Source organism: Streptomyces sp. NPDC004658 (assembly GCF_040609555.1).
In the GTDB taxonomy this organism is placed as follows: domain Bacteria; phylum Actinomycetota; class Actinomycetes; order Streptomycetales; family Streptomycetaceae; genus Streptomyces.
Map to the genome: position 1 here is coordinate 1 of NZ_JBEXKG010000116.1, position 24,746 is coordinate 24,746.

At 72.4% G+C, this 24,746-nt stretch carries 23 protein-coding genes and 1 pseudogene; 11 read left to right on the top strand and 13 right to left on the bottom strand.

What is annotated here, in order from left to right; genetic code table 11:
• Nucleotides 1–203, bottom strand: a pseudogene (locus ABZV94_RS29700) (hypothetical protein); the annotation flags it as partial.
• Nucleotides 204–549: 346 nt separating this feature from the next.
• Between ABZV94_RS29700 and ABZV94_RS29705 the strand changes: the two are divergent.
• Nucleotides 550–1,767: an alginate lyase family protein gene (locus tag ABZV94_RS29705; protein ID WP_356345718.1), complete on the top strand. Its 1,218-nt coding sequence runs from the start codon at nucleotides 550–552 to the stop codon at nucleotides 1,765–1,767.
• A 106-nt stretch (nucleotides 1,768–1,873) separates the two neighbouring features.
• Here ABZV94_RS29705 and ABZV94_RS29710 read toward each other — a convergent pair whose 3' ends face one another.
• Both ABZV94_RS29710 and ABZV94_RS29715 read right to left on the bottom strand, forming a co-directional pair.
• Nucleotides 1,874–2,776 (bottom strand): DUF6424 family protein, encoded by a 903-nt coding sequence (locus tag ABZV94_RS29710; protein WP_356345721.1) that lies wholly within the window; start codon nucleotides 2,774–2,776, stop codon nucleotides 1,874–1,876.
• A 309-nt stretch (nucleotides 2,777–3,085) separates the two neighbouring features.
• Complete coding sequence (locus ABZV94_RS29715; protein ID WP_356345723.1) at nucleotides 3,086–3,562, bottom strand: SRPBCC family protein; 477 nt, start codon at nucleotides 3,560–3,562, stop codon at nucleotides 3,086–3,088.
• A 315-nt stretch (nucleotides 3,563–3,877) separates the two neighbouring features.
• Between ABZV94_RS29715 and htpG the strand changes: the two genes are divergently transcribed.
• The 4 genes from htpG to ABZV94_RS29735 all read left to right on the top strand — a co-directional run bounded on the left by htpG (nucleotide 3,878) and on the right by ABZV94_RS29735 (nucleotide 10,847).
• On the top strand, nucleotides 3,878–5,788 hold the full coding sequence (htpG, locus tag ABZV94_RS29720; protein WP_356345726.1) for a molecular chaperone HtpG: 1,911 nt from the start codon (nucleotides 3,878–3,880) through the stop codon (nucleotides 5,786–5,788).
• A gap of 777 nt (nucleotides 5,789–6,565) precedes the next feature.
• Nucleotides 6,566–7,753, top strand: coding sequence for a S1 family peptidase (locus ABZV94_RS29725; protein WP_356345729.1), 1,188 nt, complete (start codon nucleotides 6,566–6,568; stop codon nucleotides 7,751–7,753).
• A 127-nt stretch (nucleotides 7,754–7,880) separates the two neighbouring features.
• Nucleotides 7,881–10,172 (top strand): AbfB domain-containing protein, encoded by a 2,292-nt coding sequence (locus ABZV94_RS29730; RefSeq protein WP_356345768.1) that lies wholly within the window; start codon nucleotides 7,881–7,883, stop codon nucleotides 10,170–10,172.
• Nucleotides 10,173–10,280: 108 nt separating this feature from the next.
• Complete coding sequence (locus ABZV94_RS29735) at nucleotides 10,281–10,847, top strand: DUF2269 domain-containing protein (protein ID WP_356345731.1); 567 nt, start codon at nucleotides 10,281–10,283, stop codon at nucleotides 10,845–10,847.
• Here ABZV94_RS29735 and ABZV94_RS29740 read toward each other — a convergent pair.
• Entirely contained in the window at nucleotides 10,813–11,952 is a 1,140-nt protein-coding gene (locus ABZV94_RS29740) for an ROK family transcriptional regulator (protein WP_356345733.1), read from the bottom strand. The two genes, ABZV94_RS29735 and ABZV94_RS29740, sit on opposite strands and share 35 nt — an antisense overlap.
• A gap of 90 nt (nucleotides 11,953–12,042) precedes the next feature.
• On the opposite strand from ABZV94_RS29740, the gene ABZV94_RS29745 reads away from it, so the two are divergent.
• Nucleotides 12,043–13,338: a DUF1479 domain-containing protein gene (locus ABZV94_RS29745; RefSeq protein ID WP_356345735.1), complete on the top strand. Its 1,296-nt coding sequence runs from the start codon at nucleotides 12,043–12,045 to the stop codon at nucleotides 13,336–13,338.
• Nucleotides 13,339–13,380: 42 nt separating this feature from the next.
• Here ABZV94_RS29745 and ABZV94_RS29750 read toward each other — a convergent pair whose 3' ends face one another.
• From ABZV94_RS29750 to ABZV94_RS29765, 4 genes are all read right to left on the bottom strand, one after another.
• The gene (locus ABZV94_RS29750) at nucleotides 13,381–13,806 is read right to left on the bottom strand and encodes a pyridoxamine 5'-phosphate oxidase family protein (RefSeq protein WP_356345737.1); all 426 of its coding nucleotides are present in this window, start codon (nucleotides 13,804–13,806) and stop codon (nucleotides 13,381–13,383) included.
• 74 nt (nucleotides 13,807–13,880) lie between these two features.
• The gene (locus tag ABZV94_RS29755) at nucleotides 13,881–14,096 is read right to left on the bottom strand and encodes a hypothetical protein (RefSeq protein WP_356345739.1); all 216 of its coding nucleotides are present in this window, start codon (nucleotides 14,094–14,096) and stop codon (nucleotides 13,881–13,883) included.
• A gap of 125 nt (nucleotides 14,097–14,221) precedes the next feature.
• The gene (locus tag ABZV94_RS29760) at nucleotides 14,222–15,739 is read right to left on the bottom strand and encodes an MFS transporter (protein ID WP_356345740.1); all 1,518 of its coding nucleotides are present in this window, start codon (nucleotides 15,737–15,739) and stop codon (nucleotides 14,222–14,224) included.
• A gap of 78 nt (nucleotides 15,740–15,817) precedes the next feature.
• The gene (locus ABZV94_RS29765) at nucleotides 15,818–16,717 is read right to left on the bottom strand and encodes a LysR substrate-binding domain-containing protein (protein WP_356345742.1); all 900 of its coding nucleotides are present in this window, start codon (nucleotides 16,715–16,717) and stop codon (nucleotides 15,818–15,820) included.
• 141 nt (nucleotides 16,718–16,858) lie between these two features.
• Between ABZV94_RS29765 and ABZV94_RS29770 the strand changes: the two genes are divergently transcribed.
• Entirely contained in the window at nucleotides 16,859–17,866 is a 1,008-nt protein-coding gene (locus ABZV94_RS29770) for an aldo/keto reductase (protein WP_356345744.1), read from the top strand.
• 71 nt (nucleotides 17,867–17,937) lie between these two features.
• Nucleotides 17,938–18,354 (top strand): SRPBCC family protein, encoded by a 417-nt coding sequence (locus ABZV94_RS29775; protein ID WP_356345746.1) that lies wholly within the window; start codon nucleotides 17,938–17,940, stop codon nucleotides 18,352–18,354.
• A gap of 32 nt (nucleotides 18,355–18,386) precedes the next feature.
• On the opposite strand, the gene ABZV94_RS29780 is transcribed toward ABZV94_RS29775, so the two are convergent.
• A complete protein-coding gene (locus ABZV94_RS29780; RefSeq protein ID WP_356345748.1) occupies nucleotides 18,387–19,055 on the bottom strand; it encodes a TetR family transcriptional regulator in 669 nt (222 codons plus the stop codon).
• A gap of 69 nt (nucleotides 19,056–19,124) precedes the next feature.
• On the opposite strand from ABZV94_RS29780, the gene ABZV94_RS29785 reads away from it, so the two are divergent.
• Together ABZV94_RS29785 and ABZV94_RS29790 are read left to right on the top strand one after the other, a co-directional pair.
• Nucleotides 19,125–20,006 (top strand): SDR family NAD(P)-dependent oxidoreductase, encoded by an 882-nt coding sequence (locus ABZV94_RS29785; RefSeq protein ID WP_356345751.1) that lies wholly within the window; start codon nucleotides 19,125–19,127, stop codon nucleotides 20,004–20,006.
• Nucleotides 20,007–20,112: 106 nt separating this feature from the next.
• Nucleotides 20,113–20,358: a hypothetical protein gene (locus ABZV94_RS29790; protein WP_356345753.1), complete on the top strand. Its 246-nt coding sequence runs from the start codon at nucleotides 20,113–20,115 to the stop codon at nucleotides 20,356–20,358.
• A gap of 30 nt (nucleotides 20,359–20,388) precedes the next feature.
• Here ABZV94_RS29790 and ABZV94_RS29795 read toward each other — a convergent pair whose 3' ends face one another.
• The 4 genes from ABZV94_RS29795 to ABZV94_RS29810 form a co-directional block, all read right to left on the bottom strand.
• Entirely contained in the window at nucleotides 20,389–21,192 is an 804-nt protein-coding gene (locus tag ABZV94_RS29795; RefSeq protein WP_356345755.1) for a beta-glucanase, read from the bottom strand.
• Between the two features lie 119 nt (nucleotides 21,193–21,311).
• Nucleotides 21,312–21,485: a hypothetical protein gene (locus tag ABZV94_RS29800; RefSeq protein WP_356345758.1), complete on the bottom strand. Its 174-nt coding sequence runs from the start codon at nucleotides 21,483–21,485 to the stop codon at nucleotides 21,312–21,314.
• Nucleotides 21,486–21,508: 23 nt separating this feature from the next.
• A complete protein-coding gene (locus ABZV94_RS29805; protein ID WP_356345761.1) occupies nucleotides 21,509–21,865 on the bottom strand; it encodes a PRC-barrel domain-containing protein in 357 nt (118 codons plus the stop codon).
• 228 nt (nucleotides 21,866–22,093) lie between these two features.
• Entirely contained in the window at nucleotides 22,094–23,269 is a 1,176-nt protein-coding gene (locus ABZV94_RS29810) for a cytochrome P450 (RefSeq protein ID WP_356345763.1), read from the bottom strand.
• Nucleotides 23,270–23,420: 151 nt separating this feature from the next.
• Here ABZV94_RS29810 and ABZV94_RS29815 point away from each other — a divergent pair.
• On the top strand, nucleotides 23,421–24,746 hold a 1,326-nt coding region (locus ABZV94_RS29815), incomplete at its 3' end, for an MFS transporter (protein ID WP_356345765.1).

Genomic DNA, 24,746 nt, shown 5'->3' on the forward strand with positions numbered 1-24,746 from the left:
GTGCCGTTGCAGTCGTACAGCTGTACGGCGGTGCCGTCGGCGGAGTTGGCGCCGGCGACGTCGAGGCACTTGCCGGCGAGGCCGGTGATCGTGCCCGTGGCGGCCTGCGCGGGGGAGGCGGCGAGCACACCGGCCGAGACGGCGACCGCGGCGGCGAGCACGGTCCTGAACAGCAGGGCACGAGTGGGGGAGTGTGCGGACAACGGAGGAGATCACTGCCTTTCGCATCGGGGGAAGGACAGGGAGGGCCTCGCCGAGCCGAGCGCTGCGTGCGGGGGAGGCCCGCCCGGCATCGGGAAACTAAAAGGTCTGAACCAAAGCCGTCAAGATGTGAACGGGACTGTCTGGCTTGGGAGTTGGATGACCTGCGACCCTGAATTCAGGTCAGGCGCGAGCGCGGGGATGCGGTCGGCGGGCGTTCATTTGTTGTTGCCGGGGGCTCGAAGGGCCGCTCCCCGGCCCCTTGACGGCGATCTGGTCCGTACCTATGGTCTCGTCAACTCGACGTTCAGTCAGCCGCATTGCGTTCACATACGAGGACGGGATCACATGCAGGACACACCCGCTCGTCGCCGCCGCAAGTCCCCGCGTTCCGCTCTCGCCCTCACGGCGGCGGCCACCCTGCTCACCACCGGACTGCTCTCCTGGCCCGGAAGCCAGCGGGCGGAGGCCGCTCCCGCCACCTTTACCCACCCCGGCGTGACCGTCTCCCGTGCCCAACTCGACTTCGCCCGCGACAAGGTGCTCGCCGGCGCCGAGCCCTGGAAGAGCGCCTACGACCAGATGATGGCGAGCACGTACGCGAGCCTCAGCCGCACGCCCAAGCCGCGCGCCGTCGTCGAGTGCGGGTCGTACTCCAACCCCAACTACGGCTGCACGGACGAACGCGAGGACGCGATCGCGGCCTACACCGACGCGCTCGCCTGGTACATCACCCGGGACGAGCGCTACGCCAAGAAGGCGATCGAGCTGATGGACGCCTGGTCCGCCGTGCTCCAGGACCACACCAACAGCAACGCCCCGCTGCAGACGGGCTGGGCGGGTTCCTCCTGGCCGAAGGCCGCCGAGATCATCAAGTACACGTACACCGGCACGTGGGCCAACTCCGGCCGGTTCGCGACCATGCTCCGCAACGTCTATCTGCCCGAGATCATCAACGGCTCCAACTCCAACGGCAACTGGGAGCTGTCGATGATGGAGGCGGCCGTCGGCATCTCCGTCTTCCTGGAGGACAAGGCGTCGTACGACACCGCCATGGCGAAGTTCCGCACCCGCACCGCCGCGTACGTGTACCTCGCCTCCGACGGCGACCTGCCGAAGACCGTGCCGAGCCAGAACCTGAACACGCGCGACAAGATCGTGTCCTACTGGCAGGGCCAGTCCACCTTCGTCACCGGACTCACCCAGGAGACCTGCCGCGACTTCACCCACACCGGATACGGCATCTCGGCCATCTCACACGTCGCCGAGACCAGCCGCATCCAGGGGCAGGACCTGTACGGCACCGACGTCGGCGAGCGTCTGCGACAGGCGCTCGGCTTCCAGTCCAAGTACGAACTCGGCGCAGCCGTCCCGAGCTGGCTGTGCGGCGGGTCGGTGAACCGGGGGCTGGGCCCGGTCACCGAGGTCGGCTACAACGCCCTGCACAACCGCCTGGGCATCGCCATGACCAACACCCAGGCCCTGACCGAGCAGAACCGCCCGGCCGGCAGCAACAACCTCTTCGTCGCTTGGGAGACCCTCACCCACGGAGACAACCCGAACTGACGGTTCGCCCTTCGGGTGGTGCCCGGCACCGCGCGGGAGAACGGCCGGGCACCCCGGCCAGGCGGACGCCGGTGAGGGCACCGCGCCGACACCGGCACCACCTGGCTCAACGGGCCCGCGGGGCCCGGCCGTTGCCGTGTGCGTGCGCCCGGTGTGAGGTCAGCGGCCCGGACGCGGTGCGCCGGCCCGAGTCGATCTGGCCGGCGAACGCCTGGAGCGCGGCGGAGCTGTTCGGCGGCAGGACCGCCATCAGCCCGCGGTCCTGCGCCTCGGCCAGCGTGTCCGCGGCCTGACTGCCCTCGGGGGCGTGCACGAGGCGCACATGCCCGTCACCCGACCCCCGCCGGTCCACCGGCGCCACGGCACCGTGCGTGCCGTCGGGCAGGGTCACCCACAGCTGGAAGTCCTCGTACCGGAAGAAGTCCGCGCCCTTCACGGGCCACGGGTAGTGGTGCTCGCCGGGCACTCTCGGCAGGATCCCCTGGTGGTCCCCACGGCTCATCGGCACACAGGCGTTGAACAGCGAGTCGGTCCACGCCTCGACGCCGTCGGCGTCCGTGATCGGCGTGCGCAGCAGCTCCTCCGCCTCCTCGTAACCCAGTTGCGCCAGGGCGGGCAGCGTCTCGGGGAACGCCGCCACGAGGGCGGCCGCGTCCTGGCGCAGCCGGTCGATCCTCGACGGCTCGGCGCAGAACTGCATGCTCCACTCGACGCCCGCGCGGGCCCGGTACATCCGCCAGCCGCCCGCCGTCTTCACCCACAGGCTGCCCCCGTGGTGCATCTCCCAGTGCTCGGGCGCCACGGGCCGCGGCCCGTAGGGCAGGTCGGCGTCGTCGATCTCGTCCAGGATCTTGTGCGCCGTGCGCTTCGCGGCCTTGAAGAACGGCGACTCGAAGCGCGCCGGATGCTTGACCAGCCGGATCCTCCAGGGGTGGTTCTCCGATTCGACGCCGCCCGGCTGGATCGTGTCGGGTATCCGGGCTGCGGCGACGGTGTCGGCGCGGGCCATGACGACCTCCTCGTGCCGCCCACGGCCCGGAGCACGGACCGTGGTCCGAGTGTCCCCTGTGATTATCGTGCGCCTGTGGGACGGGAGTGTGCGACCCGAGACGAGTTGCGCGGCGTTACGAGGACCACCGTCCGGGCTCGCGCACGCCGCCGGGCACACGGGCTCGCCGCGGCGGGCATCGCGCAGCGCCTGTGGGGCGGGAGTGTGCCGGCCGAAGCGGGCGCCGCCGTACCGCGTGGTACCCGCCGCGGCAGCAAACGGCCGCCGAGCCTGTGTGCCCGGCGGCGTATGCGTCACGGCTGTGTCAGGTCAGAGGGAGGAGCCGCTGTCTCCGGGCCGGATGCGGCCGCGCCAGGCTCCGGACTCCCCGCCGTGTTCCTCGATGTACTGCTTGAACCGCTTCATGTCGCCCTTCACGCGCCGGTCGATCGTGCCGATCAGATCCGCGGCCTTCTCCACGGCTCCGCTGGGCTCGACGTCCATCACCAGCTCGACCTTGGTGTGCCGGTCGTCCAGGCGCTCGAAGCGGACGGTGCCCTTCTGGTGGGTGTCGCCGCTCGTGGTGCGCCAGGTGATGCGCTCGTCGGGCAGCTGGTCGACGATCTCGGTGTCGAACTCGCGCCGCACTCCGCCGATCTTCGTGGTCCAGTGATTGTGCCGGTCGTCCAGCTGCGTGACCTCCTCGACGCCTTCCATGAAGTTCGGGAAGTCCTCGAACTGCGTCCACTGGTTGTAGGCGGTGTGCAGCGGAACGTCGACTTCCACCGCTTCCCTGACCGTGCTCATCTCTGTACCTCCGTTGTCCTTGCTCGACTGCTCGACTGCCATGGCCCCGGACGACCGCCGGGACCTGGACCCGGCGAGTACCCGGGGAGCCGCTGGTTATGAGCGCCGGCCGGCAACCGCAGTGGTACGACGGTGCCGTTCCGCAGCGTGAGACACTGGCCACGCAGCGCGTCAGCGGGGCTGCGCCCCCGCGCGGAGGCGGACGCGCACGGTGCGGATCCAGCCACGGCCCGCTCTTCCCGCCACCGCGCTGACGTGGTGTTTTACAGTGTCTCCACCAGTTCCGGCGACAGGACCTGTGAGGTATTCGCGAACATGCCGACCGAGACATTCGAGTTCCAGGTAGAGGCCCGTCAGCTGCTCCAGCTGATGATCCACTCGGTCTACTCGAACAAGGACGTCTTCCTGCGGGAGCTCGTCTCCAACGCCTCGGACGCACTGGACAAGCTGCGCCTGGAGAAGCTCTGGGACGACTCGCTCGACGCCGACGTGTCCGACCCGCACATCGAGATCGACATCGACAAGGACGCCCGCACGCTCACCGTGCGGGACAACGGCATCGGGATGTCGTACGACGAGGTCGGGCAGCTCATCGGCACGATCGCCAACTCGGGCACCGCGAAGTTCCTGCGGGAGCTGCGCGAGGCCAAGGACACGGCCGGGGAGGAAGGACTCATCGGCCAGTTCGGCGTCGGGTTCTACTCCGGCTTCATGGTGGCCGACGAGGTCACCCTGCTGACCCGGCGCGCCGGCGAGAGCCAGGGCACCCGCTGGACGTCGCGCGGCGAGGGCACGTACACGCTGGAGCGGGTGGACGACGCGCCGCAGGGCACCTCGGTCACCCTCCACCTCAAGCCGGCCGACCCGGAGAACCAGCTCCACGACTACACCTCGCCCTGGAAGATCAGGGAGATCATCAAGCGGTACTCGGACTTCATCACCTGGCCCATCCGGATGGTGCCCGAGCGCCCCGCCACGGACGGCGAGGGCGACGCGACGCCGGAGCCGGAGACGCTCAACTCGATGAAGGCGCTGTGGGCGCGGCCCCGCGACGAGGTGTCCGACGACGAGTACCACGAGCTGTACAAGCACATCGCCCACGACTGGCGCGACCCGCTGGAGACGATCCGGCTCCAGGCGGAGGGCACCTTCGAGTACCAGGCCCTGCTGTTCCTCCCCGAGCACGCCCCCCACGACCTGTTCACGCGGGACTTCAAGCGCGGCGTGCAGCTGTACGTCAAGCGCGTGTTCATCATGGACGACTGCGAGGCGCTGCTGCCGCCGTACCTCCGCTTCGTCAAGGGCGTGGTCGACGCGGCCGACCTCTCGCTCAACGTCTCCCGCGAGATCCTCCAGCAGGACCGGCACATCGAGATGATGCGGCGCCGGCTGACGAAGAAGGTCCTGTCCACGGTCAAGGAGATGATGACCAAGGACCAGGAGCGGTACGCCACCTTCTGGCGGGAGTTCGGCACGGTCCTGAAGGAAGGACTGGTCACCGACTCGGAGAACCGCGACGCCATCCTCGCCGTCGCGTCCTTCGCGAGCACCCACCACGACACCGAGCCCACCACGCTCAAGGGCTACGTGGAGCGGATGAAGGAAGGCCAGGAGGACATCTACTACCTGACCGGCGAGTCGCGGCAGAGCATCGAGAACTCCCCGCACATGGAGGCCTTCCGCGAACGGGGCATCGAGGTGCTGCTGCTCACCGACCCGGTGGACGAGGTGTGGGCCGACGCCGTCGGCGAGTACGAGGGCAAGAAGCTGCGGTCCGTCGCCAAAGGGCAGATCGATCTCGACGCCAAGGACGAGGACACCTCCGACGACGAGCGGGAGAAGCAGAGCGAGGAGTACGCCGGGCTGCTCGGCTGGATGAAGGAGCAGCTGGACGAGGACATCAAGGAGGTGCGCCTGTCGTCCCGGCTCACCGTCTCCCCGGCCTGTGTCGTCTCCGACGCGCACGACCTGACCCCGGCCCTGGAGAACATGTACCGCGCCATGGGCCAGGAAGTGCCCCGCGCCAAGCGGATCCTGGAACTCAACCCGGACCACCAGCTGGTCAAGGGCCTCAATCAGGCGTACAAGGAGCGCGAGGACCGCTCGGAGCTGGCCGAGACCGCCGAGCTGCTGCACGGCCTGGCGGTGCTCGCCGAGGGCGGCCAGCCGAAGGAACCGGCCCGCTTCGTGAAGCTGATGGCCGACCGTCTGGAACGCGCGCTGTAACCCGCCTGTCCTCCGACGCGCCGACCCGCGCCCGGCCCCGCCGGGGCGCGGGCCCGGGCGGGTCGGGTACCCGACTGGGCGTGGGCGGGTGTCCTGGCCCTTGGACGGGTGTCCGGACGCGGGCGATCACGCTGGGTGCAGGTCTGGGCTCGGTCGGATGCGCGGGCTCGCGACCGGTGTGACGATCGGCCAGGATCCGGGCACGGCGGCACGCGTCCGGGCACGCGTGTGCGGCGGCCCGCGCTTGCCCTCGGTCACGGGTGCGTACGGCACGGGGGGCCGGGGCGGTGGCGAGACGGTCACCGCACCGGACCCAAATCCGGCTCCGGCCTCGCACTCCGCCCCGGACTCGGCAGCGCCCCGCCGCCCGGCCTTGACCCGGCGAGGGCCGCCGAGGCGCTCCACCACGCGGTCCGCGCGCTGCGCGCACAGCTGCCCCATGCACCCGGCCGGTGGGGCGTCACACATCCACCTGGGCGCGTGAACTCGGGACGGCACAGCCCGATCGGCCCTCCCGGCGCCCTAGCCCGGCGTCCCAGCCGCCGAGCCGCGGCACACCGAGGCCGGCCCTGCTGAGCGCGCTGCGCGGCCAGGCAGGGGCGGAAGCGGTCCGATGCGGCACCGGGCAGTCCGGGCTCCTTCGCTCGCCCACCATGTGGCCTGCATTGGCATGGACCTGACGGCCCGCTGCGGCTAGGCTCTGCCCCGCCACGCATGAGAGCGCTCTCAGAACTCGGCTGTTCCACCCCACCCCTGGAACGACGAAGGGCAAGTCCCATGAGACGCACGAGACTTACACAGGCCCTGCTGGCCACGCTGCTGATCCTCGGCGGGTCGGGCGCGGCGGGAGCGGCCCCCGCAGCGGCGAACGGCGCCACCTCCCCACCCGTCCCCACGACCGGACCGACGTCCTCCAAGCCGGCGTCCGACGGAGTCCTGATCGCCATGCAGCGCGATCTCGGCCTCACGCGGAAGCAGGCCGAGGCGCGGATCGCCGCCGAGCGGTCCGCCGCCGCCCTCGATCCGAAGGTGCGCCGGACGGCCGGGGACGCCTACGCGGGTTCCTGGTTCGACGCGGCGAACGGGCGCCTGACGGTGGCCCTCACCTCCGACGCCTCGCCGGGCACGCGCCGCGCCATCGAGGCGGCCGGCGCCACGATCCGTACCGCCGCGCACACGGCCCGGGAACTGGACGCCGTCAAGGCGCGCATCGACCGGCTGTCCGCCCCCTCCGGGGTGAGCGGCTGGCACGTCGATCCGACGGCCGACACGGTCGTCGTGGACGTCGTGCGCAAGGACCGTTCTGACAACGATGTCCGGCGCTTCGTTGCCCGGGCGCGCGAGGCGGGCCCGGTCACCGTCCGCACCGTCTCCCAAGCCCCGCGCACCTTCGCGGCCGGAACCGTCGGCGGGGACCCCTACTACACGGGCAACGTCCGCTGCTCCATAGGCTTCTCGGTGTACGGCGGCTTCGTGACCGCCGGACACTGCGGGTCGCCCGGCGCCGGAGTCAGCGGCTGGGACGGCTCGTACATCGGCACCTTCCAGGGCTCGTCCTTCCCGGACAACGACTACGCCTGGGTGAGTGTGGGCAGCGGCTGGTGGACGGTTCCGGTGGTGCTGGGCTGGGGCACGGTGCCCGACCAGCTCGTGCGCGGCTCGGCCGTGGCGCCCGTCGGCTCCTCCGTGTGCCGGTCGGGATCGACGTCGCACTGGCACTGCGGCACGGTGCTGGCGCTCAACGAGACCGTCAACTACAGCCAGGGCGCGGTGCACCAGCTGACCAGGACGAGCGCCTGCGCCGAACCCGGCGACTCCGGGGGCTCCTTCATCACCGGGGACCAGGCCCAGGGCGTCACCTCGGGCGGCTGGGGCAACTGCGCCGGCGGAGGCGAGACCTGGTTCCAGCCCGTCAACGAGATCCTCAGCCGGTACGGCCTGACCCTGCACACCTACACCGGCTGACCGCGGACCCGTCCGGAACAGACATGGAGCAGACACCGTGCTGAGACTCCCGCCCCGCAGGGCCTTCCCACCGGCCCGCCCGAGACAGGCCTTACGGCACCTGCGGCACCTCCTGAGCGCCCTCGTGGTGACGACGCTGGCCGTCACCGCACTCCTCGCGGCGGGGGCCGCCCCCTCACGAGCCGCCGCGCCCTGGACACCCGCACCGGCGCCGATGTCCACCCCGTGGACCGATCAGGTGCCGGTGGACCACCCCCTGCCGGAGTACCCCCGTCCGCAGCTCACCCGGCCCGACTGGGCCAACCTCAACGGCATCTGGGACTTCGCCGTCACCGCCCGCGACGCCGCGCAGCCCGCGACGTTCGGCGAGCGGATCCGCGTCCCGTTCGCACCCGAGTCCGCGCTCTCCGGCATCCAGCGCAAGATCACCGGGAACGACAGGCTCTGGTACAAGCGCACCTTCACCGTGCCCGCCGGCTGGAGCGGCCGTCACGTCCAGCTCAACTTCGGCGCCTCCGACTGGGAGACGACCGTCTGGATCAACGGCCGGCAGGCGGGCGCCGTGCACCGAGGGGGCTACGACGCCTTCTCGTACGACATCACCCCCCTGCTGAGAAGCGGAGGGACCAACACGATCGTCGTGTCCGTCCACGACCCGACGGAGACCGGCGGCCAGGCCATCGGCAAGCAGCGCGTCCAGGACGTCACCCCGCACCCCGGCCGGAGCATCGTCTACACCGCCTCGTCCGGCATCTGGCAGACCGTCTGGCTGGAGCCGACCGCGGCGGCGCACATCACCCGGCTCGACCTGGTCCCGCACCTGGAGGACAGCACCCTGCGCGTGACCGTGCACGCCGCCGGAGCCACCGGTGCCGCGGTCAGGGTCACCGTCTCGAGCGGCGGGGCTCCGGTCGCGAGCGCCTCGGGCAGGGTCGGTACCGAGTTCTCCGTCCCGGTGCCGAACGCCCACCTGTGGTCGCCGGACGACCCGTTCCTGTACGACGTCACCGCCCGGCTGACCGGGAGTCCGGGCGGCGACCGGGTCGGCGGTTACACCGGCATGCGGTCCATCGCCGTGCGGGACGTGGACGGCGTCCGCCGGCCGGTCCTGAACGGGCGGTTCGTCTTCCAGACCGGCACCCTGGACCAGGGCTACTGGCCGGACGGCATCTACACCGCCCCCACCGACGCGGCGCTCGAGTACGACCTGCAGAAGCACAAGGACCTCGGTTTCAACATGGTCCGCAAGCACATCAAGGTGGAGCCGCAGCGCTGGTTCTACTGGGCGGACCGGCTCGGACTGCTGGTGTGGCAGGACATGCCGTCCATGGACAGCGGCAAGGCACCGGACAGCGCGGCCCGCACCCAGTGGGAGAGCGAGTACCGCGCGGTCATCGACCAGCACCGCAGCTCGCCCGCGCTCATCCAGTGGGTCGACCAGAACGAGGGCTGGGGGCAGTACGACCAGGCGCGCATCGCGGACATGGTCAAGGCGTACGACCCCTCGCGCCTCGTGGACAACATGAGCGGCGTCAACTGCTGCGGCGCGAGGGACGGCGGCAACGGCGACGTGGTCGACAACCACAACTACGTCGGGCCGGGCAACACGCCGACGGAACCGGTGCGCGCCTCCGTGCTGGGGGAGTACGGCGGCCTCGGATACCGGGTCCCGGGCCACGAGTGGTACCCGGGCGGCGGTTTCAGCTACGAGGACCAGCCGAGCCTGTCCGCGCTCGACGACCGGCTCGTGGGACTGCTCGACGGCATCCGGGAGAACGCCATGCCCGCCGGCGGTCTCTCGGCGTCCGTCTACACACAGATCACCGACGTCGAGAACGAGACCAACGGGCTGATGAGCTACGACCGCCGGGTCGTCAAGGTCGACGAGTCCCGCGTCCGCGCGGCCAACCAGGCACTCATCGCCGCCTCCCGCACCCTCGGTCCGCCGGTGCGGCTGCCGCTGGAGCAGTACGTGTCGATCCGCGTCACGACACCCGGCCACACCGACCGCTACATCCGCCACTACGACGGGCTCGGCTACACCGAGGTGGTCGGTTCCGGCAGCAGCGACCTGCTGAAGCAGGACGCCACCTGGAAGGTGAGGCCCGGCCTGGCGAACAGGCTCTGCTACTCCTTTGAGTCGCGCAACTATCCCGGTGAGTACCTGCGCCACCGCGACTTCCGGGTCCGCCGCGAGGCGGGCGACGACTCCGCCCTGTACAAGGCCGACGCGACCTGGTGTCCCGTCCGGGGCGAGGGCGGCATCAGGCTGTCGGCGGCCGGCTTCCCCGGACAGTACCTGCGGCACATCAACGCCGAACTGTGGCTGGCCCAGCCGGGCGGGACCCACACCTGGGACGATCCCAGCACCTTCACCGAGGACACCACCTGGTCCGTCGAGGCGCCCTGGGCGCCCTGAGCGCCGTCCCCCCCGGGGACCGAGCGGGCGGTGTACTCCGCGCCGAGTACACCGCACTGCTCCCCTCGCCGGACGTCACGGACGGGTTTGTCCGGCACCGTGGCGGACATGAAGCTGAGCCGACCCGCGCGCCGGGCCTCCCTCGTCGTCCATGTGGCCGTCTCCGCGAGCTGGCTCGGGCTCACGCTCGGTCTGCTCGCCCTCGCGGTCACCGCCGGCACGACCCGATCGGCGGTGACCGCCGAGGCGTACGTCCGCGCCATGAAGCTCTTCGCGGACTGGCTGCTGCTCCCCCTCGCCTTCCTGACCCTGCTCAGCGGTGTCCTGCTGTCCGTGGGCACCCCGTGGGGCCTCGCCCGGCACCGCTGGGTCTTCACCAAGTTCTGGCTGACCCTCGCCACGACCGCCGCCACGGCGTTCGCCCTGCGCCCGGGCGTGAACTCCGCGCTCGACGCCATGAGGGCGGGCGGACCGGCGCCCGGCCCCGGCGACCTCCTGCCCGGTCCGATCGTGTCGCTGTGCGCCTACGCCTTCATGACGGCGATCTCGGTCCTCAAGCCCTGGGGTCTCACCAGGCGGGGAAGGAACCACCGAACCGCCGCCGCAGCGGCGGCCCGCGCCGAGGGGCGGCCGGCAGGCGCTAGTCCGGCGCGGGGCGTGCCGACCGGACGATGAGCGAACGGAGTTCTTCCACGGCCCGGACGCGGGCCCCGGACAGTTCGGGCGACGACAGCGTGGCCGCGGCGACGGGGACGGGGCGGGGTGTGCGCCGGAAGTGCTGCTCGATGGCGGTGATCATGGCCGGATCCGGCCCCCAGGCACCGCCGATGACGATCATCCGCGGATCGGCGAGGGAGACGGCCGCGGACAGCACCCCGCACACGGCCCGGGCGAGCGCGGCGCGGACCCGCCCGGCCCGCTCGTCGTGCCCGGCGAGCAGTGTCCGGAGAGCCGGGACGTCGATGGCGGTGGAGGAGGGCCGGCGCAGGCCGAGGGCGGCGAACACCTCGGTGAAGACCATGGCCTCGCCGTCCGGGCCGTAGGTGCACAGGTGCGCGATCTCGCCGACGAGGCCGCTGTGCCCGCGCCGGACCGCGCCGTCGTTCACGACGGCGCAGCCGAGTCCCTCGCCGAGATGGAGGTAGACGAAGTCGTCCACGCCGCGCGCGCAGCCCGCCAGGTGCTCGGCGCGAGCGGCCCAGTTGACGTCGTTGTCCACCAGGACGGGGCCGGTCACCCGGCCCGCGAGGACGCCGGGCGGGTCCAGGTCGCCGACGAGGAAGGGGGCGTCGGGCAGATGCACGAGCCGGCCCGTCCCGCGGTCCACCGGGTCGGCGGCGCTGACGACCGCGAGGCGCAGCGGTCCGGTGATCAGCTCGGCCAGTTCCGCGGCGGCCCCGGTGAGCGCGCCGGCCGCCGCTTCCGGTCCCGCGTCGGCCTCCAGGGCGGAACGGACCTGACCGTGCACGTGGCCGAGGGCGTCGACCGCTTCCGCCGTCACGCCGTGCGGGGTGATGCTCGCCACCAGCGCGGCACCGAGCCGCGGGGCGAGGGCGTAGTAGGAGCCGACGCGCCCGCGTCCGGTGGTGCGCTCGCCGGTGTCGACGACCAGGCCGGCGCCGGTGAGGCGCTGGACGCTGTCGGAGATCGTCGGCTTGGAGATCCCGGTGAGCGCGGAGATCTCCGCCCTGGTCAGACGCTGGTGGTCCATGAGCGCGCGCAGCACGTTCTCGTCGGTCAGCGCGCGCAGCATCTCCAGTGACGGCTTCGGCTGGGTCATGCGGACCATTCTAGTAAGGGCTCTTGCCTAAATATGGCCCGCGTGCTTACCGTCATTCTAGTAAGGAGTCCTCACCAAAGGAGCCGGGCGATGACACTCGCCGCCGAACCCCGCCATCCCGCCGCCCTGCCGCACTGGGAGGAGACCCCGCCCGACCTCACGGCCGCCATCCGCGAGATCAAGCCCGCACTACGCGCCCGCATCGAGGCCTCCGGCCGCAGCGTCCAGGAGGTGTTCGCGGCCGTGGAGCGGCGCATCGAGGCCCGCGTCGCCGAGATCGAGGCCGACCGGGCGCACGGCGAGGAGGTGTGGCCCGTCCTGGACTACGACGCGATCGCCGGCGGAACGGTCACGCCGGCGCAGAGGGCCAAGCTCGCGCGGCGCGGCTGCCTCATCGTCCGCGGCCACTTCCCGCGCGAACAGGCCCTGGCCTGGGACGCCGACATCGTCGACTACGTCGAGCGCAACGAGTTCTTCGAGAACTACACCGGCCCCGGGGACGACTTCTTCGGCAGCGTCGGCTCCAAGCCCGAGATCTACCCCGTCTACTGGTCCCAGGCCCAGATGCAGGCCCGCCAGTCCGAGCGCATGGCCACCGTCCAGTCCTTCCTCAACTCGTTCTGGAAGCACACCGCCGACGACGGCACCCCGTGGTTCGACCCGGACCGCGACGCGCTCTACCCTGACCGCATCCGCCGCCGTCCGCCGGGCACCGACTCCGCGGGCCTCGGCGCCCACTGCGACCCGGGCACGCTCGACCTGTGGATGACGCGCGAGTACCAGCGGGCCTTCCACCACCTCTTCGACGGCACCGCCGAGCAGTACGACCCCTGGGACGCGGCCCACCGCACCACCGGCCCCCAGTACCCCGGCTCCACCATGTGCTCCGCCTTCCGTACCTTCCAGGGCTGGACCGCGCTGTCCGACATGGACGCCGACCAGGGCGTGCTGCACACCGTGCCGATCCCGGAGGTCATGGCCCACCTGCTGCTGCGCCCCCTGCTGCCGGACGTGCCCGAGGACTCCATGTGCGGCGTGCGCACCAACCAGGTCTTCCCCGTCACCCAGCGCCGGCACCCGATCCTCCACCGGGCCCTGACCCCCATCCCCGACGTCCGGGCCGGCGACTCCGTCTGGTGGCACTGCGACATGGTCCACAGCGTCGCCCCGGTCGAGGGCCAGAAGGGCTGGGGCAACGTCATGTACATCCCCGCCGCCCCCTGGTGCCCCCGCAACGAGAGGTACGCCGCCTCCGTCCGGGAGGCGTTCGTCACCGGGTCCAGCCCGAGCGACTTCCCCGAGGAGCACTACGAACGTTCCTGGACCGGCCGGTTCACCCTCGACCAGCTCAACGACACCGGCCGCCGTGGCCTCGGTCTGGACTGACGGGAGGCGCCGGGCGGGCGGACCGGCTCGGCGCCCGCACCGTCAGACGGTTCCCAGGTCGGCGGAGACCCAGTGCTCCGGCCGCATGCGGACGACGACGTGCGCGCCGAGCCGGGTCCGGTCGTACTCCACGAACGCGGCGACCTTCTCCGGCGGCAGATAGCGCGCCGCCATCTCCCAGGAGCGCTCGCGGCTGTCCGGGGCCGTCCCGGTGACCGGTCCCTCGACCGACACGTAGCGCACGGTGGGTTCCGTGCGCTGCACCATCAGGCTGAAGCGCCCCGCGGTGCGGATCGCCCGCGCCTTCCGGGAGTCGGCCCCGGTACGCACCCACAGCTCACCACCCGGCGTGTACTGGTACCAGATGGGAACCGTCAGCGGGGCGCGGTCCGGCCGTTCGACGACCGACAGCGCCCCGATGTGGGGCTGCGCCAGAAACCGCTGTCGTTCTTCGATGGAGAGTGTCATGGGGCCGCCTTCACGCGGGGGTGGAGTGCTGGGGGCGTTCCAGGCCCTGTCGCTCGGAGCATCCCGGCGTCGGCCTACTCGGCGTCGCGGTCCAGGACGCGGCGGGCCGCCTCGGCCTCCGCCGCCGGCGGGGACAGCTCGTCGAGGGTGTCCAGCTCGTCGTCCGCCTCGAGTTCCCGCTCCCAGGCCGCCGCGAGGCGTTCCTGCTCCTCGCGCGGCTGCGCGCCGACGGCCTCCCGGTGGTGGGGGTCCAGCGCCGCCAGGAATCGTTCGACCGGGTCCGTCGGCATGCGGTGCTCCTTGTCGCCACTAGGTGCCGCTCCGGCCCAGCATGGCCAACCGGGCTCGCCCCCGCCGCCCGACACGGCCCGGCACCACCCTGATGGCCCTGCGGCCGTACGCGGACGCGGATCGGTCAGGTCTGCCGGGCGTGCACCGGGTCGTGCGCGACCTCGTCCGGGCACGCGCGGTCCGGGCGCCTCGTCCGCCGGTCACGCTGCCAGTCGTACGTCGCGAGCGCCAGGGACGCCACCATCCCGGCGAGGGCGGCGCACAGCGCGGTCACGACGGCGCCCCGGTAGTCGTGGCCGCGCCCGAGCACCAGGTAGAAGAGGCCGGGCAGGGCGGCCGTCCCCAGCGTGGCACCCAGCCGCTGCCCGGTCTGCAGGGCACCGCCCGCCGCCCCCGCCATCCGCACGGGTACGTCCCGCAGGGTCATCGTGATGTTCGGGGAGACCACGAAGCCGCCTCCGATGCCGCCGAGGAACAGCACCGGGGCGGCGACCCAGGGCGCGATGTGCAGCGGGACGAAGCGGAGCAGCAGCGCGGTGCCGCCCAGACCGACGACCACCCCCGTCAGACCGCACACGGTGAGCAGGCGGCCGAACCTGTCCACCAGCCGCCCGGACACCACGGCCGCGCTCGCCGAGCCGAGGGCGAACGGGGTCACGGCGAGACCGGAGCGGAGCGGGGAGAAGCCGAGGCCGTGCTGGTAGAACAGGGCGAACACCAGCCAGACACCGCTGAAGCCGATGAAGTACAGCGTGCCGATCCCGGCCCCGACGGCGTAGCCGCGCACGGTGCTGAACAGGCGCGGGTCGAGCAGCGGCTGGCCGTGCCGGGCGACCAGGCGGCGCTGCCACTGGGCGAAGACGACGAGCAGCGCCGCACCGGCGGGGAACAGCCACCACACGCGGTCGAGGCCGCCGGAGTCCGCCTGGACCAGCGGATACATGAGCGCGAGGACGCCGAGGCCGAGGAGCAGGACGCCGGGCACGTCCACCCGGCCCCGCCCGGAGCGCCGGGTGCGGGGCAGCAGACGGCGGCCGAGGAGCACGGCGAGGATGCCGATGGGGACGTTGACGTAGAAGATCCAGCGCCAGCCCTGGGCCCCGGAGGCGAGGGCGAGGATGAGACCCCCGGTGACCGGGCCGGCGGCGGAGGAGATGCCGACGGTGGCTCCGAAGAAGCCGAAGGCCCGGCCGCGTTCGGCGCCGCGGAACATCTGCTGGATGAGCGCGGAGTTCTGCGGGGCCATGAAGCCGGCCGCCAGGCCCTGGGCGAGGCGGGCCACCACCAGCAGCGTGATGTCGGGGGCCGCCCCGCAGACCGCGCTGAACACCACGAAACCGCCGAGGGCCACCAGGAAGATACGGCGCCGGTCCAGCGCGTCGCCGAGACGGCCGGCGGTGACGAGGGCGAGGGCGAAGGTCAGGGCGTATCCGGAGACCACCCACTGCACCTGGGCCGGGGAGGCGCCCAGGTCCCGTTGGACGGTGGGCAGGGCGACCGCCACGATCGTCACGTCGAGCAGGCTCATGAAACCCGCCACCAAGGTGACCCACAGGGCGCGCCACCGGCGTGGATCGGGCTCGTACCCGGCCTGCCCGGCACCCCGGTTCCGACCCTCCGCCGCCGACGTCGACGCTGTCACCCGGGACTCCTCTCACCAGGGCCGCACCCGGTCGGAACAGGTTCCCGAACCGGGCACGGGCACACATACCCCGCTCGCTCAGACGGTCCCGGCCCCGCCCAGCACCAGTTCGCGGAACGACGGCACGACCGGTCGGAGATCCGTGTGGTGCCAGGCCGCCCAGAGCCGCACCGACGCCTCGTGCCAGGGCAGCTCGCGTACGGTGACGCCCTCGCCGGCGCCCCGCAGCATGCTCTTCTGGATCAGCGCGAGGCCCAGTCCGGAGGCGACGAGTCCGAGGGCGGTCTGCGGCTCCGCGGCGTCCAGCCGCACGTCCGGCGTGAACCCGGACGCGGCGCAGGCGGCGATGAAGACGTCGCGCCAGGCCGGATGCTGGGAGTCCGCCACGGCGATCCAGGGCTGCCCGTCGAGATCGGCGGCGGTGACCACCTCCTGCGCGGCGAGCGGATGGCCGTGGGGGAGCGCCAGCATCAGCGGGTCCTCCAGCAGCAGCGCGGAGCGCAGGTCCGGGTCGTCGTCGGCGGGCGGCTCGTGGACGAGCGCGATGTCCAGGCTCCGCTGCCGCAGCCCCTCGAACTGCTCGGCGGGGCTGAGCGGGTAGAGGGCGACGTGGATGCCGGGGCTGCGCTGCTGGAGGGTGCGCAGCGCGCCGGGCAGGATGCCGGTGTGCAGGGCGTGCGGGACGTACCCGATGCACAGCCCGCCCTCCTCGCCCCGGCCGAGCCGCCGGCCGAGGTTCTCCAGCCGCTCGGCGTGCCGCAGCAGCGCACGGGCCTCGCTGAGGAAGACCCGGCCGTCCGCGGTGAGCCGGATCCGCTGCTGGCTGCGCTCGAACAGCGTCAGACCGAGCTTCTGCTCCAGCTGGGCGATCTGTCGGCTGAGCGGCGACTGGGAGATGTGCAGGGCCTCCGCGGCCCGGCCGACGTGTTCGGCCTCGGCGACGGCGACGAAGTAGGTGAGCTGGCGAAGATCGAGCATGTAAGACCTCTGGGGACTCAAGTCTGTCCGAGTATGTCTTGGACAGTCTCAACTTGTCGATCCTAGCCTCGGTGACACAGCACGACGGCCCGCCGGCCACCCCGCGCGGCACCCGTCACATCCCCTCACCGAAAGACCCCCATGAGCATCAAGAACCTGCTTCCCGGACGTCTCGGCTTCGGCACCGCCCCGCTCGGCAACATGTTCCGCGCCATCCCGGACGAGGAGGCGGCTGCCACCGTCCAGGCCGCCTGGGACCACGGCATCCGCTACTTCGACACCGCCCCGTTCTACGGCGCGGGGCTCAGCGAGATCCGCCTGGGCGAGGTGCTGTCCGGCATGCCCCGCGACGCCTACGTCCTGAGCACCAAGGTCGGCCGCGTCATCCTGGACGAGACCGAGGACCCGGCCGCCCGCGACCTGGGCGAGAAGGGCGGCCTGTTCGAGCACGGACGCCCCAACAAGATGGTCGACGACTACTCGGCCGACGCCACGCTGCGCTCCATCGAGGACAGCCTCAAGCGTCTGCGGACGGACCGGCTCGACATCGTCTGGGTGCACGACGTCGCGCAGGACTTCCACGGCGACGCGTGGCTGGCGATGTACGAGTCCGCCCGGACCGGAGCCTTCCGGGTACTGGACCGGCTGCGGGACGAGGGCGTCATCAAGGCCTGGGGCCTCGGCGTCAACCGCGTCGAACCCCTGGAGCTGACCCTCGACCTGGACGAGCCCAGGCCGGACGCCTTCCTCCTCGCCGGGCGCTACACCCTCCTCGACCACGGGCGCGCCCTGCAGCGGCTGCTGCCCGCCGCGGCCGAGCAGAACGTCGACATCGTCGTCGGCGGCCCCTACAGCTCGGGCATCCTCGCGGGCGGCACGCACTTCGAGTACCAGCAGGCCCCCGCCGAGATCGTCGCCAAGGTCGAGCGGATCAAGGCGCTGGCCGCGCGGCACGGCGTCGGCATCAAGGCCGCGGCGCTGCAGTTCTCCCTCGCCCACCCGGCGACCGTCGCGGCCATTCCCGGCGCCACCCGCCCCGGCCGCGTCGCCGAGGACGTCGCCGCGCTCGCCGAGACGGTCCCGGCCGCGTTCTGGACCGCGCTCCGCGAGGAGGGCCTGATCGCCGGCAACGCGCCGCTGCCCGCCTGATGACGGGGAACGTGCCGCCGGCCGCCCGGTCGGCACCCGACACACCCATCCGATCCACCCAGGAGACACCCGTGCCCACCACCACCGCGTCCCTCGACATCCCCGTGCCCGCCGACCGCGTGTGGCAGCTCGTCGGAGGCTTCGGCTCGCTGCCCGACTGGCTGCCGTACATACCCGGCAGCGAACTCGGCGAGGGCGGCCGGGTGCGCACCCTGACGAACGAGGAGGGCGGCGTCATCGTCGAGCGGCTGGAGGCGTTCGACGACGAGGCGCGCACCTACACCTACTCCATCGTCCGGGCCCCCTTCCCGGTCACCGGCTACCGGTCCACCCTCACCGTGCGCGAGACGCCCGACGGCCGCGGCGCCCGCGTCCAGTGGTCCGGCACCTTCACCGCCGTCGGAGTGCCGGACGAGGAGGCCGTCGACCTCTTCCACGGCATCTACACCGACGGACTGGCCGCCCTCCGCCGGACCCTCACGGGCTGACCGCGAGCAGAGCGCCGCGCCTGCCGCCGGGGTCAGGCGGTCGCCGCGGACTCGCTGCCGAGCCCGGTGAGGTAGGCGGTGAGGACGCGGGTCAGGCGGGGTTCCACCTCGACGACGGCATGGCCCAGCCGGGGGTCGCTGGTGTACAGCTCCCGCAGGCGCGGCCCCGGGCTGGCCATCTGCCACAGCGCCCCGGCCATGCTGGTCGCCGCGGCGACCGTGTCCACGGCCTGCAGTTCGGTCAGTCCGAGCAGCCGGTGCAACTCCCCGCCGATCCGTTCGACCTCCCCGAGCGTCACCAGCTTGAAGGACCGCACGGATTCGATCGACACGTTCCGTTCCAGGTTCAGGGGCGCCTGGGCGAGCAGGTCGCAGAACATGGGGCGCGCCGCGAGGGTGCCGGCGATGACCCGGGCGACCTCGGCGGGCGTGGCGTGCCGCCGGCCCGCGAGGTCCCCGCACAGGTCGGCGGACCACTGCCGCCATCCCTCCGCGGTCAGCTCCAGGAAGATCTGCTCCCTCGTCTCGAAGTAGCGCAGCAGCGCCGACTTGTGCATGCCCACGGCCGCCGCGATGTCGGTGAGGGTGACGTCCCTCACCCCGTGCCGGCCGCCGAGCGCGCGGGCCGCGTCCAGGATCGCCTGTTCCCGGGCCTGTTTGGCCTCGGCACTGCGCGCACGCTGAAAGGCAAGCTCACTCATGGGCATCATCATAGAAATTGGTAGCACAACGGTGTTGCGTTATTAAGAGAACGGCGTTGTACTAAGGGTATGAGTCAACAGCACCCTTCCGTCTGGTTCATCACCGGTTCGTCGCGCGGCCTCGGCCGCGCCCTGGTCACCGCCGCCCTGGAGGCCGGCCATCACGTCGTCGCCACCGCCCGCCGTCCCGAGGCGCTGGCGCAGGAGCTCGGTGACTACGGCGACCGGCTCCTCCCCCTCGCCCTGGACGTCACCAGTCCCGACGCGGCGCGCGCGGCCGTCGACGCGGCGGTCGAGCGCTTCGGACGCATCGACGTCCTCGTCAACAACGCGGGCTACGCGAACGTGTCGCCCATCGAGACGGCGGACGACGACGACTTCCGCGCCCAGTTCGAGACGAACTTCTGGGGCGTCTACAACGTCACGAAGGCCGCGCTCCCCACCCTGCGCCGACAGGGCTCGGGCACCGTCGTGCAGTTCTCCTCGATCGGGGGCCGGGTCGGCGGCTCGCCGGGCATCGCCTCCTACCAGGCGGCCAAGTTCGCGGTCGACGGCTTCAGCCGCGTGCTGGCCACGGAGACCGCACCGTTCGGCGTGCGGGTCATGGTGGTCGAGCCGAGCGGCTTCGCCACCGACTGGGCCGGCTCCTCCATGACCGTCCACGCCATCCCCGAGGCCTACGACCAGACCGTGGGCGAGATGAACCGGCGGGTGCGGCAGAGCACGGACGGTGCGGCCGGTGACCCCCGCCGCGCGGCAGAGATCATCGTGCGGACCGTGGGACGCGAGCAGATCCCCAGCCACCTCCCCCTCGGCGTGAACGCCGTGACCATGGCGCTGGACTACTCCCGCCGCCAGCTCGCGGAGGCGACCGCCTGGGAGAAGGTGAGCAGGTCCGCGGACTTCGGCGAGCCCTACCCGGTGGAGCTCCCGGCCGAGCCGCGCCCGTGACGACCCCCTGAGCACGGCGCCCGCGTCCGCGGGTACGCCCTCGCCCCGTTTCCCCGCCCGGCGCCCGGGAACCCGGCCGTGCCGACGAATGGATCGGAGGACGGCCATGACGGGACACACCGACGAGCCCGCCGACCGGTTCGCCCGGGCCCGTGACGACGAGGAACCCGGGGCGCACTCGGGCAGCGAGAGCCAGGCCCGCGACCGGACGGTTCCGGGCACGGCGAGCGCGAAGGAGGGCTACCAGCCCGACGAGGGCACCCTCGCCGGCGAGCCCCTGCGCGGCGTGGGCGCCGAGGACCGGCCGGGGGAGCGCGGGAAGAGCGACGAGGAGACCGGTTCCGACCGGTGAGCAGGGCTCACCGGGCCGCACGGCGCGGTGTCACTCGGCGGGGCTGCCCATGGTGGCGGCCCCGCTGTGCTCCCCTCCGTCGTCCCCGTCGTCCCCGTCGTCCCCGTCGTCCCCGTCGTCCCCGTCGACCGCACGAGGACGCCGGACGACGAGACTGCTCACCTCGAAGCTCATCTCGGTCGTGTCCGCCTCGGGCGGCGGGTGGTAACGCCCCGCGCTCACCGAGAGGTTGACGATGAGATAGGCGTACCAGGAGCGGCCCACGCCACGCCGGTCCGAGAACACCGGCGTGCCGTTCAGCCACCAGACCACCGAGCGGCGCCCGAACTCGGTGCGCAGATCCACCCAGGCACCTGGCTCGACGGCGTCGTCCCGCACGGCGCGGTCGGCGCCGCGCACATGGTTGGTCAGTTCCAGCAGGTCCGGGTGGTCCGGGTGGTACTCGAAGACGTCGATCTCCTGGTCGCCGTCCCGCCAGGTCCAGATGGCCGGCCACGCGCCGATCTCCTGGGGCAGCCGTACCCGTGCCTCCAGGACGTCACCCGGTTGGACCGTGAACCCCTCCTCGCTGCCCTCGGTGGTCAGCAGCCCCGTGTTCCACCTGCCGTCCGGCCGGCGCGTGGCCCGGAAGACCCCGGAGCGGCTGTGGTCGGCGTCGGGCACCAGGTAGTCGAGTTTGTCGTCGCCCGGATTGACCGGGCCGCCGTCCGGATAGGCCCACGAACGCCCCGCGACCCACTGCGTCTCCGAGGCGAAGTCCGCCGTGAACACGACGTCGGATCCGGTCGGGCGGCGCGGAGCGGGTCGCCGGCCGCCCGGTGCGAGTTCCTCCATGCCCGATGTCTCACCGGCGGTCACCGGGTCATGCGCCCGCGCCCCGATCCGGCGCCGAGATTGAGCCGTCCGGGTGAACGGAGGCGGCCCGCGACCAGGACCGGGGCCGCCGTCGCCGGTCAGCGGACGAGGCGGTGCCTGCGGCCTCCCCGGCGGAAGCGCACCCCCGCGTAGACGAGGTCGAGGACGAGCACGACGGCGCCGATGATCAGGAGATAGAGCAGGCCGTGGACGACGAATCCGATGATGCCCAGGACGACGGCCACGAGGATCAGGAACAGGAACACGGTCATCGGATCTCCCGTTCTCGGGTGCGTCAACGGCGGGCCAGGCGCCGCTCGCCGCCGGCGCCCGGTGTGTAGGTCAGCTCGTAGTGGGCGAACACGTTCGGCTCCTCGGCGACGGGCAGTTCGCCGTCGGTGTCGATCGCCGGGGCCTTCTTGACCTGGTCCTTGCCGTGGGTGACCTTCAGGTAGCCGGGACCGACCGTCGCACCGGGCAGCGGCACGAACACCAGGCGGCGACGGGTGGGCATGCCCACGGTCACCGTGGCGAAGAACGGCTGGTCGGTGGCCGTGTCCACGTAGACCGACTCCAGGATGCCGATCTTGTGTCCCTTGGGGTCGACGACGTCGTGACCTCGCCACTCGCGGATATCGGATGCCTCGAACATCAGAACCTCCTCTGCGGGAGTACCCACCATCGGGCCGGTGATGTGGCCTCCGGCACCGAAGACCCCGGACGGCGTACCGGAGGCGCGTCCAGGGGGTGGAGGCGTCACTCCACTGTAGGCACGTGACGCCTGTCGGCACGTGACGTCGGAGCGGCTCCCCGGAGGGTTCGGCCGGCCCGCCGCGGCCGGCCGAGGGCAGGGCGACGCCGGAATCCCGGTGCACCGCGCCTACGGGACGGCCCCCAGCCGGACGGGCAGGCTCCGTACGCAGCGGGCCACGCGAGCGGGGCCGTACGACACCGGGTGACCGGCCGGCCGGGGCCGGCGGGCGAGCAGGTGCCGGAGCGCCGCGGTGGCTTCCGTCCGGGCCAGTGCGGCGCCGAGGCAGTAGTGGCCGCCCAGCCCGAAGGCGAGGTGCTTCGGCCGCCGGTCGAGCAGGAGCCGGTGCGGCTCGGGGAAGACACGAGGGTCACGGTTGGCCGCGCCGAGCAGCACGAAGACGACGGCGCCGCGCGGCACGGGCGTACCCGCGACGTCGGCGTCCACCAGGGCGGTGCGGAGGGCCAGTTGGATCGGCGGGTCGAAGCGGAGCAGTTCCTCCACGGCCGCCGCCAGCACCTGCTCCGCGTGGCCGGCGGCCGTGAGCCGCGCCAGCTGGTCGGGGTGCTGGAGGAGGGCGTGCAGGCCGTTGCCGATCAGCCCGACGGTCGTCTCGTACCCGGCCGCCACGAGCTGCGCACACGTCGCCACGGTCTCCGCCCGCGCCGGCCGGTCGTCGGCGTCGTGGGCGAGCACGCGCAGGATCCCCGAGGCTTCCGGGCGCCGCAGGGCGACGCCGATGTCCCTCGCCAGCCCGACCCGCGCCCGTGCGATCCGCTCCCGCGTGGCGGGGGCGATCAGCGCGGGCGGATCCATGCCGCGCACCAGGAGCGCGGCCCCCTGTGTGAAGCGGTCGCGGAGGTCTTCCGGCACACCGATCAGATCCGCGACCACCCGGGCGGACAGGGGCCGGGCGACCTCCGCGACGACGTCCGCCGTACCCGACCGCGCCGCCGCCTCGACGAGCCCGGCCGCCACGTCGTCGATCCGGCGCCGCAGCGCCAGCACCTCGCGCGCCGTGAACGCGCGCCGCACGCGCTCGCGTTGCCAGGTGTGGCCGGGCGGATCGGTCAGCAGGAAGGTGCGGGCGGGCACGCCGTACCCCGTCCGGTCCTGTGCCGTCTGGGCTCCGTGGCCGAAGCGCGGATCGCGCAGGACGGCCTCCGCCTCGACGTAGCCGAGGACCATGACGTCACCGGAAGGCATGCGGTGCACCGGGCCGCTCGTGCGGCGCACCTCCTCGTAGAAGCGGTACGGATCGCGCACGAACGCGTCGGAGCCGACGTCGAAGGGGAACTGTTTCATGAGACAGTCGGTCAGCGTATCGGATGCTTCCATTCAGCCCTCGTCCGTGATTTCTACGCCCCCGACTCTGATAAAGAGTGACATGACGCGTGAACGTGGAACGGAATGCGTCGCTTTTCACGCGGCTGCGGGAAAGACACGGGGACGCCGGGTGAGCACCGCGGCCGTCTGCTCGGGACTGTTCCTGCTCGGCATGGACCTCACCGTGCTCAACGTCGCCCTCCCCGATCTGCAGACCGCCCTCGGCTCGTCCGCGGGGCAGACGCAGTGGATCGTCGACGCCTACGCGCTCGTCCTGGGCGGCCTGGTGCTGACCGCCGGGGGCGTCACCGACCGGATCGGCCGCAGACGAGCGTTCCTCGCCGGGCTCGCCCTGTGCGGGTGCGCCTCCTGGGCCGGCGCGGTGGCCGCCGTGCCGTGGCAGCTGATCGCGGCGCGCGGTGCCATGGGCGCGGGCGCGTCGCTCATCATGCCCGCCACGCTGTCGCTGCTCACGGGCCTGTTCCCGGAGCCGGCCCGGCGTCGGCGGGCCATCGCGCTGTGGGCGGCGGTGGGCGGGCTCGGCGGCGCCCTGGGGCCGGTCATCGGCGGCTGGCTGGTCGCTGAGCACTCCTGGCGGGCGGTGTTCTGGCTGAACGTCCCCTTCGCCGCGGCGGTCTTCGCGGTGACGCTCCTCGTCGTCCCCGCGCCGCCCCCGTCCCGCGCCGAGTCCGTCGACGTGCCCGGCACCGTGCTGTCCGCGACGGGGTTGCTGGCGCTGGTCTGGGCGATCATCGAAGGCCCCGGCCGCGGATGGGCCAGCGCGCCGGTCCTCGCCGTGTCCGCGCTCGCCGTCGCCCTGTTGACGGCGTTCGGCCTGTGGCTGCGGCGGGCTCCGGCGCCGATGCTGCCCCGTCGGGTGAGGCGACGCGCGGTCACCGTCCCCGCGGCGGCCCTGGCCATGATGTCGTTCGGGATGTTCGGCGCGCTCTTCGTCATCTCCCTGTACCTGCAAGGCGTGCTGGGCTGCACCCCGTGGGAGGCCGGGGTGCGCACGCTGCCGCTGCCCGCCGCTCTGGTCGCCGGCGCGGCGCTGGCCGCGGCGCTCGCCGCGCGACTGACCCACCGGTCCGTCATGGTGAGCGGCCTCGCCGTGGTCGCCGGCTCCTTCGTGCTGCTGGCCCGTACGACGGCGCACTCCGGCTACCCGCACCTGGCCCTCGTGCAGATCGTCGCGGGCGTGGGGGCGGGGCTCACGGCCGCGGCCGGCACCGCCGCGGTGATGGAGAGCGTGGGCGAGTCGTACGCCGGTGTCGGCTCCGCCGTCAACGACGCCACCCGCCAGGTCGGCGCCACGCTCGGGGTCGCCGTCCAGGGCTCCGTCCTGGCCACCGTCTACCGGGACCGGATCGGGGACGCGCTCGCCCACGCGGGCCTGCGCGGCCTGCCGCCCGCCGCCACGGACAGCGTCCTCGCCGCCGTGCTGGCGGGCCGGCAC

What these genes read in the sequence shown, in the direction of transcription:
- ABZV94_RS29715 (WP_356345723.1), bottom strand. Translation starts at nt 3,562, where the DNA reads ATGAGCACGGTCAGGGAAGCGGTGGAAGTCGACGTTCCGCTGCACACC.
- ABZV94_RS29780 (WP_356345748.1), bottom strand. Translation starts at nt 19,055, where the DNA reads ATGAGTGAGCTTGCCTTTCAGCGTGCGCGCAGTGCCGAGGCCAAACAG.
- ABZV94_RS29785 (WP_356345751.1), top strand. Translation starts at nt 19,125, where the DNA reads ATGAGTCAACAGCACCCTTCCGTCTGGTTCATCACCGGTTCGTCGCGC.
- ABZV94_RS29800 (WP_356345758.1), bottom strand. Translation starts at nt 21,485, where the DNA reads ATGACCGTGTTCCTGTTCCTGATCCTCGTGGCCGTCGTCCTGGGCATC.
- ABZV94_RS29745 (WP_356345735.1), top strand. Translation starts at nt 12,043, where the DNA reads ATGACACTCGCCGCCGAACCCCGCCATCCCGCCGCCCTGCCGCACTGG.
- ABZV94_RS29735 (WP_356345731.1), top strand. Translation starts at nt 10,281, where the DNA reads ATGAAGCTGAGCCGACCCGCGCGCCGGGCCTCCCTCGTCGTCCATGTG.
- ABZV94_RS29705 (WP_356345718.1), top strand. Translation starts at nt 550, where the DNA reads ATGCAGGACACACCCGCTCGTCGCCGCCGCAAGTCCCCGCGTTCCGCT.
- ABZV94_RS29755 (WP_356345739.1), bottom strand. Translation starts at nt 14,096, where the DNA reads ATGCCGACGGACCCGGTCGAACGATTCCTGGCGGCGCTGGACCCCCAC.
- ABZV94_RS29810 (WP_356345763.1), bottom strand. Translation starts at nt 23,269, where the DNA reads ATGAAACAGTTCCCCTTCGACGTCGGCTCCGACGCGTTCGTGCGCGAT.
- ABZV94_RS29740 (WP_356345733.1), bottom strand. Translation starts at nt 11,952, where the DNA reads ATGACCCAGCCGAAGCCGTCACTGGAGATGCTGCGCGCGCTGACCGAC.
- ABZV94_RS29765 (WP_356345742.1), bottom strand. Translation starts at nt 16,717, where the DNA reads ATGCTCGATCTTCGCCAGCTCACCTACTTCGTCGCCGTCGCCGAGGCC.
- ABZV94_RS29725 (WP_356345729.1), top strand. Translation starts at nt 6,566, where the DNA reads ATGAGACGCACGAGACTTACACAGGCCCTGCTGGCCACGCTGCTGATC.
- htpG (WP_356345726.1), top strand. Translation starts at nt 3,878, where the DNA reads ATGCCGACCGAGACATTCGAGTTCCAGGTAGAGGCCCGTCAGCTGCTC.
- ABZV94_RS29790 (WP_356345753.1), top strand. Translation starts at nt 20,113, where the DNA reads ATGACGGGACACACCGACGAGCCCGCCGACCGGTTCGCCCGGGCCCGT.
- ABZV94_RS29770 (WP_356345744.1), top strand. Translation starts at nt 16,859, where the DNA reads ATGAGCATCAAGAACCTGCTTCCCGGACGTCTCGGCTTCGGCACCGCC.
- ABZV94_RS29710 (WP_356345721.1), bottom strand. Translation starts at nt 2,776, where the DNA reads ATGGCCCGCGCCGACACCGTCGCCGCAGCCCGGATACCCGACACGATC.
- ABZV94_RS29805 (WP_356345761.1), bottom strand. Translation starts at nt 21,865, where the DNA reads ATGTTCGAGGCATCCGATATCCGCGAGTGGCGAGGTCACGACGTCGTC.
- ABZV94_RS29795 (WP_356345755.1), bottom strand. Translation starts at nt 21,192, where the DNA reads ATGGAGGAACTCGCACCGGGCGGCCGGCGACCCGCTCCGCGCCGCCCG.
- ABZV94_RS29750 (WP_356345737.1), bottom strand. Translation starts at nt 13,806, where the DNA reads ATGACACTCTCCATCGAAGAACGACAGCGGTTTCTGGCGCAGCCCCAC.